General features: G+C 64.9%; 4 protein-coding genes and 1 pseudogene. 3 read left to right on the top strand and 2 right to left on the bottom strand.

The features are described 5' to 3' along the window. Positions 1 to 10: 10 nt before the first annotated feature. Both tsf and rpsB read right to left on the bottom strand, forming a co-directional pair. On the bottom strand, positions 11 to 892 hold the full coding sequence (tsf, locus tag EYW47_RS12545) for a translation elongation factor Ts (RefSeq protein ID WP_133195176.1): 882 nt from the start codon (positions 890 to 892) through the stop codon (positions 11 to 13). A gap of 211 nt (positions 893 to 1,103) precedes the next feature. After that, entirely contained in the window at positions 1,104 to 1,859 is a 756-nt protein-coding gene (rpsB, locus tag EYW47_RS12550; protein ID WP_133195177.1) for a 30S ribosomal protein S2, read from the bottom strand. Positions 1,860 to 2,246: 387 nt separating this feature from the next. Between rpsB and map the strand changes: the two genes are divergently transcribed. The 3 genes and pseudogenes from map to EYW47_RS40845 all read left to right on the top strand — a co-directional run. Continuing rightward, on the top strand, positions 2,247 to 3,068 hold the full coding sequence (gene map, locus EYW47_RS12555; protein ID WP_133195178.1) for a type I methionyl aminopeptidase: 822 nt from the start codon (positions 2,247 to 2,249) through the stop codon (positions 3,066 to 3,068). Between the two features lie 286 nt (positions 3,069 to 3,354). Continuing rightward, a complete protein-coding gene (locus tag EYW47_RS12560) occupies positions 3,355 to 5,934 on the top strand; it encodes a [protein-PII] uridylyltransferase (RefSeq protein WP_133195179.1) in 2,580 nt (859 codons plus the stop codon). Between the two features lie 25 nt (positions 5,935 to 5,959). Next, positions 5,960 to 6,645 (top strand): annotated as a pseudogene (locus EYW47_RS40845) (pseudouridine synthase); the annotation flags it as partial.

A 6,645-nucleotide genomic window follows, 5' to 3' on the forward strand; every position in this document is an offset into this window, starting at 1 on the left:
TGCGCGGCCTTTATTGCTGCTTTGCAGCAGCGACTTGCGCGGCCACTTCGGCTGCGAAGTCGTCCTGACGCTTCTCGATGCCTTCGCCGACCACGAAGAGGGCGAACTTCTGCACCGATGCGCCAGCAGCCTTGAGCATCTGCTCGATCGTCTGCTTGTCGTTCTTCACGAACGGCTGGTTCAGCAGCGAGACTTCCTTCAGGTACTTCTGGACCGAGCCGTCGACCATCTTCGCGACGATCTCAGCCGGCTTGCCCGATTCGGCAGCCTTCTGCTCGGCGATGCTGCGCTCCTTGGCGATCAGCTCGGCCGGCACGTCGTCCGACGACAGCGAGACCGGCTTCATCGCGGCGATGTGCATCGCGACGTCCTTGCCCACTTGCTCCTCTGCGCCCGTGTACTCGACCAGCACGCCGATGCGCGTGCCGTGCAGGTACGCAGCCAGCTTGTTGGCGGTTTCGAAGCGCGCGAAACGGCGGATCGAGAGATTTTCGCCGATCTTGCCGACGAGGGCGAGGCGCACTGCGTCGACCGTCGAGCCTTCCAGCGGCAGTGCCGACAGGGCAGCGACGTCAGCCGGGTTTTGCGTGGCGACCAGCTCGGCCACCTTGTTCGCGAACGCGAGGAAGTCGTCGTTCTTCGCGACGAAGTCGGTTTCGCAGTTCAGTTCGACCACAGCGCCAGCGTTGCCGCCGATGAACGACGAGATCACGCCTTCAGCCGTCACGCGCGATGCTGCCTTGCTCGCCTTGTTGCCGAGCTTGACGCGCAGGAGTTCTTCAGCGCGTGCCAGGTCGCCGTCGGCTTCCGTCAGCGCCTTCTTGCATTCCATCATCGGCGCGTCGGTCTTCGCGCGCAGTTCTGCCACCATGCTTGCGGTAATTGCCGCCATCATTCGCTCCTTGAATCTGACTGGTACGCGCCAACCGCATGATTCGATGCGGCCAGCAGGAATTCGTTTCCGTAAATGCCGTGCTGAAACGCTTTTTTACAGCTGCTTCTACAGGACTACGGTGCCGCCCATATGACGCGGCTTCGAACGCCACGGCTTAAAAAAAAGGGGCCTATGGAAAGCCCCCTTTTCTTGCCGGACACGGGGCGGCTTACGCCTCCGGATTGACCTCGACGAACTCGTCGTCGCCTTCGTTGCCGCGCACGGCCGCGACCACTTCGTTGACCGCGCTCGCACGGCCTTCCAGGATCGCGTCAGCCACGCCTTGCGTGTAGAGCGCGACAGCCTTGCTGGCGTCGTCGTTGCCCGGGATCACGTAGTCGATGCCTTCCGGCGAGTGGTTCGTGTCGACCACGGCGATGACGGGGATGCCCAGCTTGTTGGCTTCCGTCACGGCAATCTTGTGGTAACCGACGTCGACCACGAAGATTGCGTCAGGAATGCCGCCCATGTCCTTCACGCCGCCGATCGACTTTTGCAGCTTGGCGATTTCGCGTTCGAACAGGAGCGCTTCCTTCTTGCTCATCTTCTCGAGCTCGCCTGCCTCGACAGCTGCTTCCATGTCCTTCAGGCGCTTGATCGAAACCTTCAGCGTCTTGAAGTTGGTCAGCATGCCGCCGAGCCAGCGTGCGTTCACGAACGGCATACCAGCGCGGTTTGCCTCTTCAGCGATCGTGTCGCGCGATTGACGCTTCGTGCCCACGAACAGGATCGTGCCACGGTTCGATGCCAGCTGACGCACGTACTTCAGTGCGTCGTTGTACATCGGCAGCGTCTTTTCGAGGTTGATGATGTGAATCTTGTTGCGATGACCGAAAATGAAGGGGGCCATCTTCGGGTTCCAGAAGCGCGTCTGGTGACCGAAGTGGACACCTGCTTCCAGCATTTGGCGCATGGTAACTGCCATGTTTCAATTCTCCGCTAGGGTTGGGTCTTAAGCCGGCTGCCGTATCGGTGCGCCGCCCTCTTTCAGGACTGGCGCGCCCGACACCCTGGGTGCGCCGGCTTGCGATTTCAACAATTTCTACTAACTCGACGCCGGTATTTTTTGCCCGCGGCGACAGCAGGCATAATCGACTCCCGAACCCCTCCGCACTAGTCTCATCGGAAAGATACAGCGAGCGACTTAGCCGAAGATTATAGCACGTAAAACTGACCGCACTCAAGCCAGCTATTACCCTCGGAGGGAGTGCGCCGGCGCGCCTCACGGCGCCCGCCACACTTCTCAAAAGCCTGCGACCGTGTGGATAAGGTGCGATAATTTCATATTCGACTGCATTTTCGGGCGCACACCATGGCCATTTCGATCAAGAACGAACACGACATCGCGCAGATGCGCGTCGCCTGCCGGCTGGCGAGCGAGGTGCTCGACTACATTACGCCGTTCGTCGTAGCGGGCGTCACGACGGGCGAGCTCGACCGGCTTTGTCACGAATACATGACCAACGTGCAAGGCACGGTGCCCGCGCCGCTGAACTATCAGCCGCCCGGCTACCCGCCCTACCCGAAGGCCATCTGCACCTCGGTGAACGACGTGATCTGTCACGGCATTCCGGGCGACAAGGCGCTGAAGAACGGCGACACGCTCAATATCGACATCACCGTCATCAAGGAAGGCTATTTCGGCGACACGAGCCGCATGTTCATCGTCGGCGAAGGATCGATTCTCGCGAAGCGCCTCGTGCAGACCACTTATGAATGCATGTGGCTCGGCATCGACCAGGTGCGCCCGGGCGGCCATTTGGGCGATATCGGCCATGCCATCCAGCGTTACGCGGAATCGCAGGGCTACAGCGTCGTGCGCGAATATTGCGGCCACGGCATCGGCACGGTGTTCCACGACGAGCCGCAGGTGCTCCATTACGGCCGCCCCGGCACGGGCGTCGAACTGCTGCCCGGCATGATCTTCACCATCGAGCCGATGATCAACGCCGGCCGCCGCGAGATCCGCACCATGCCGGACCAGTGGACGGTCAAGACCAAGGACCGCAGCCTCTCGGCGCAATGGGAGCACACCGTGCTCGTGACCGAGACGGGCTATGAAGTGCTGACGGTTTCGGCCGGCACGCCGGCCAAGCCGGCTATCGTCGCGCAGATGGCGGGCACCGCGGCCTGATCAGGCGTGGGTGTGCGGCCGCCGGTGCAAACCGGGCCTGGCGCCGCACTCAGCACCACGCCCTGAAAACGAGCGGCAAGGAAACGACGCGGCAAGGCAGCAACCCAAGGCACCAAACCGGGTCCCAATAAGGTATCAACTGGCATTGCCAGGGCCGACTGGCACCTACCAGGTAGCCACCAGGCACAATCAGGCACGACCAGGCACAAACCGGCATCACCCCGCGCCCGCACGGTCCGCCGCCCGGCCGGGCCTCCTCCCAACCGCGCCAAGCGCATCGAAGCCCATGAGCGTTCCCGCCGTCGCCGCACCCGATACGTCGTCGCTGAAGTCCGACTACAAGGCCGCCAAGGCCGTGTTGCTCGAACGCTTCAAGAGCGCGGCCAACGTCGACTCGCTGATGCGGGCGCTCGCCCGCACCACCGACGACACCCTGCGCCGCGCCTGGAGCCTGTGCGAGCTGCCGGCCTCGCTCGCGCTCGTCGCCGTGGGCGGTTTCGGGCGCGGCGAGCTCGCGCCGTACTCCGACGTCGATATTCTCGTGCTGCTCCCCGACGACGAAGCGCTTGCGCCGCTCGAAGCGCGCATCGAGCGCTTCATCGGCCTTGCGTGGGACCTTGGACTCGAAATCGGCAGTAGCGTGCGCAGCGTCTCGCAATGCCTCGAAGAGGCCGCCAACGACGTGACTGTGCGCACGTCGCTGCTCGAGGCGCGCCGCCTCACGGGCAGCCCGACTCTGTTCGGCGACTTCGCGCAGCGCTACCGCGACGCCATGGACCCGCGCGCGTTCTTCCAGGCGAAAGTGCTGGAGATGCGCCAGCGCCATGCGCGTTTCCAGGACACACCTTACGCGCTGGAACCCAACGTCAAGGAAAGCCCCGGCGGCCTGCGCGACCTTCAATTGATCCTCTGGGTCACGGAGGCCGCGGCATTTGGCAGCAGCTGGAAAGAGCTCGATCAGCGCGGACTCATTACGGAGCGCGAAGCGCGCGAGCTGCGCCGCAACGAGGCGTTCCTGAAAACGCTGCGCGCGCGCCTGCACGTCCTCGCCGGCCGCCGCCAGGACATCCTCGTATTCGACCTGCAGACAAGCGTGGCCGAAAGCTTCGGTTACTCGGCAAGTGCGGCGCGGCGCGCGAGCGAGCATCTCATGCGCCGCTATTATTGGGCCGCCAAGGCGGTCACGCAGCTTTCGACCATCCTCATCCAGAACATCGAGGCGCAGCTCTTCCCAAGCACGAGCGGCGTCACGCGCACCCTCTCGGACCATTTCGTCGAAAAACAGGGCATGATCGAAATCGTGACCGACGACGTGTTCGAGCGCGAACCGCACGCCATCCTCGAAGCCTTTCTGCTTTACGAGCAAGTGCCCGGCGTGAAGGGGCTTTCGGCGCGCACCATGCGCGCGCTGTACAACGCGCGCGAGAAGATGGACCAGCACTGGCGCCGCGATCCGGAAAACCGCCGGCTCTTCATGGCGATCATCAAGGAGCCCGCGGGCATCACGCATGCCATGCGGCTCATGAACCAGACGAGCGTGCTGGGCCGCTATCTGTTGAACTTCCGGCGCATCGTCGGGCAGATGCAGCACGACCTCTATCACGTCTACACGGTCGATCAGCACATCCTGATGGTGCTGCGCAACATCCGCCGTTTCGCCGTTGCCGAGCACGCGCATGAGTACCCGTTCTGCAGCCAGATCATCGCCAATTTCGAGCGGCCCTGGGTGCTCTACGTGGCGGCGCTCTTTCACGACATCGCCAAGGGGCGCGGCGGCGACCATTCGCAGCTCGGCATGGCCGACGCGCGGCGTTTTTGCCGCGAGCATGACATCGTCGGCGAAGACGCCGACCTGATCGTCTGGCTCGTGCAGCAGCACCTGACGATGAGCCAGGTCGCCCAAAAGCAGGACACGAGCGACCCCGAAGTGGTGAAGCGCTTTGCCGATCTGGTGGGCACGGAGCGGCGGCTTTCGGCGCTCTATCTGCTGACCGTCGCCGATATCCGCGGCACGAGCCCCAAGGTCTGGAACAACTGGAAAGGCAAGCTGCTCGAGGACCTCTACCGTTCGGCGCTCGCCGTGCTCGGCGGCGCCGAGCCCGACGCGCACTCCGAGCTCAAGACGCGCCAGGAGCTGGCGCTCGCGCTGCTGCGCCTCGAAACGGTGCCGGAGCATGCGCACCGTGCGCTGTGGGACAAGCTCGACGTCGGCTATTTCCTGCGCCACGACGCCGCCGACATCGCGTGGCAGACGCGCGTGCTCTACCGCCACGTGGAGACGCCCTCGCCCGTCGTGCGCGCGCGGCCCTCACCGGTCGGCGAGGCGCTGCAAGTGCTCGTCTACGCGAAAGACCGGCCGGACCTGTTCGCCACCATGTGTGCCTATTTCGACCGCAGCGGCCTGTCCGTGCTCGACGCGCGCGTGAGCACGACGCGCCACGGTTATGCGCTCGATAACTTCATCGTCGCCCACACCGAGGGCGATGTGCATTACCGCGATATCGCGAACCTGGTCGAGCAGGAGCTCGCCCAGCGCCTCAGTGCGTCCGGCAATGCGCTGCCCGAGCCATCGAAAGGGCGGCTCTCGCGCCTGTCGCGCACCTTCCCGGTCACGCCAAGGGTCGACCTGCGGGCCGACGAGCGCGGCCAATACTACATCCTGTCCGTATCGGCGAACGATCGGCCAGGCCTCCTTTATTCCATCGCGCGCGTGCTGGCCGAGCACCGCATCGGCGTCCAGGCGGCGCGGATCAATACGCTCGGCGAGCGCGTGGAGGACGTGTTTCTGCTCGACGGCTCGGGTTTATCCGACAACCGCCAGCAGATCCGCGTCGAAACCGAACTGCTGCGCGCGATAGCAGTGTGAATGCAACAGCGAAAGACGTAGAACCATGCGAGCCAAACTGACAGCCAAACATCCGCGCCCGACCACGCCCGAACGCGCGCCCGTCCGCCGCGGCAGCACCACCGCCCGCAAGCCGGTGCGGCCGGCCGAGGCGCGGCCAGCTGAAGGGCGGCCCGCACAAGCGCGCCCGTCCGCGGCGAAGCCGGGCGGGAAACCCACCTCCGGGAAACCGGCGACGGCGCGCGAGCGCGACACGTCGGGCCGTCCCGCTCGCGCGCCGCGCGAAGGCGGCGGCTATGGCGACGAGCGTCGCCGCCGCGATTCGAGCGCCCGGGACGACGCGCCGCACAGCGCCAAATCGTGGGACCGCGATTCGCGGCCGGCACGCCGCGCCGAAGGCGATGAGCGACGCCCTTTCCGTGCGCGCGATGAAGGCGGCGAGCGGCGCCCCCCGCGTCGCAGCGATGACGCAAGCCAGCGTCCCTTCCGTTCACGCGACGAAGGCGGCGAACGAAGCTTCACGCGCCGCAGCGATGACGCAGGCCAGCGTCCCTTCCGTTCACGTGACGACGGCGGCGAACGCCGCTTCACGCCCCGCAGCGGTGACGCAGGCCAGCGTCCCTTCCGGTCACGTGACGAAGGCGGCGAACGCCGCTTCACGCCTCGCAGCGGTGACGAAGGCCAGCGCCCCTTCCGTTCACGCGATGAAGGTGGCGAGCGCCGCTTCACGCC

It is taken from the genome of Paraburkholderia silviterrae (genome assembly GCF_004353915.1).
GTDB lineage: Bacteria > Pseudomonadota > Gammaproteobacteria > Burkholderiales > Burkholderiaceae > Paraburkholderia > Paraburkholderia silviterrae.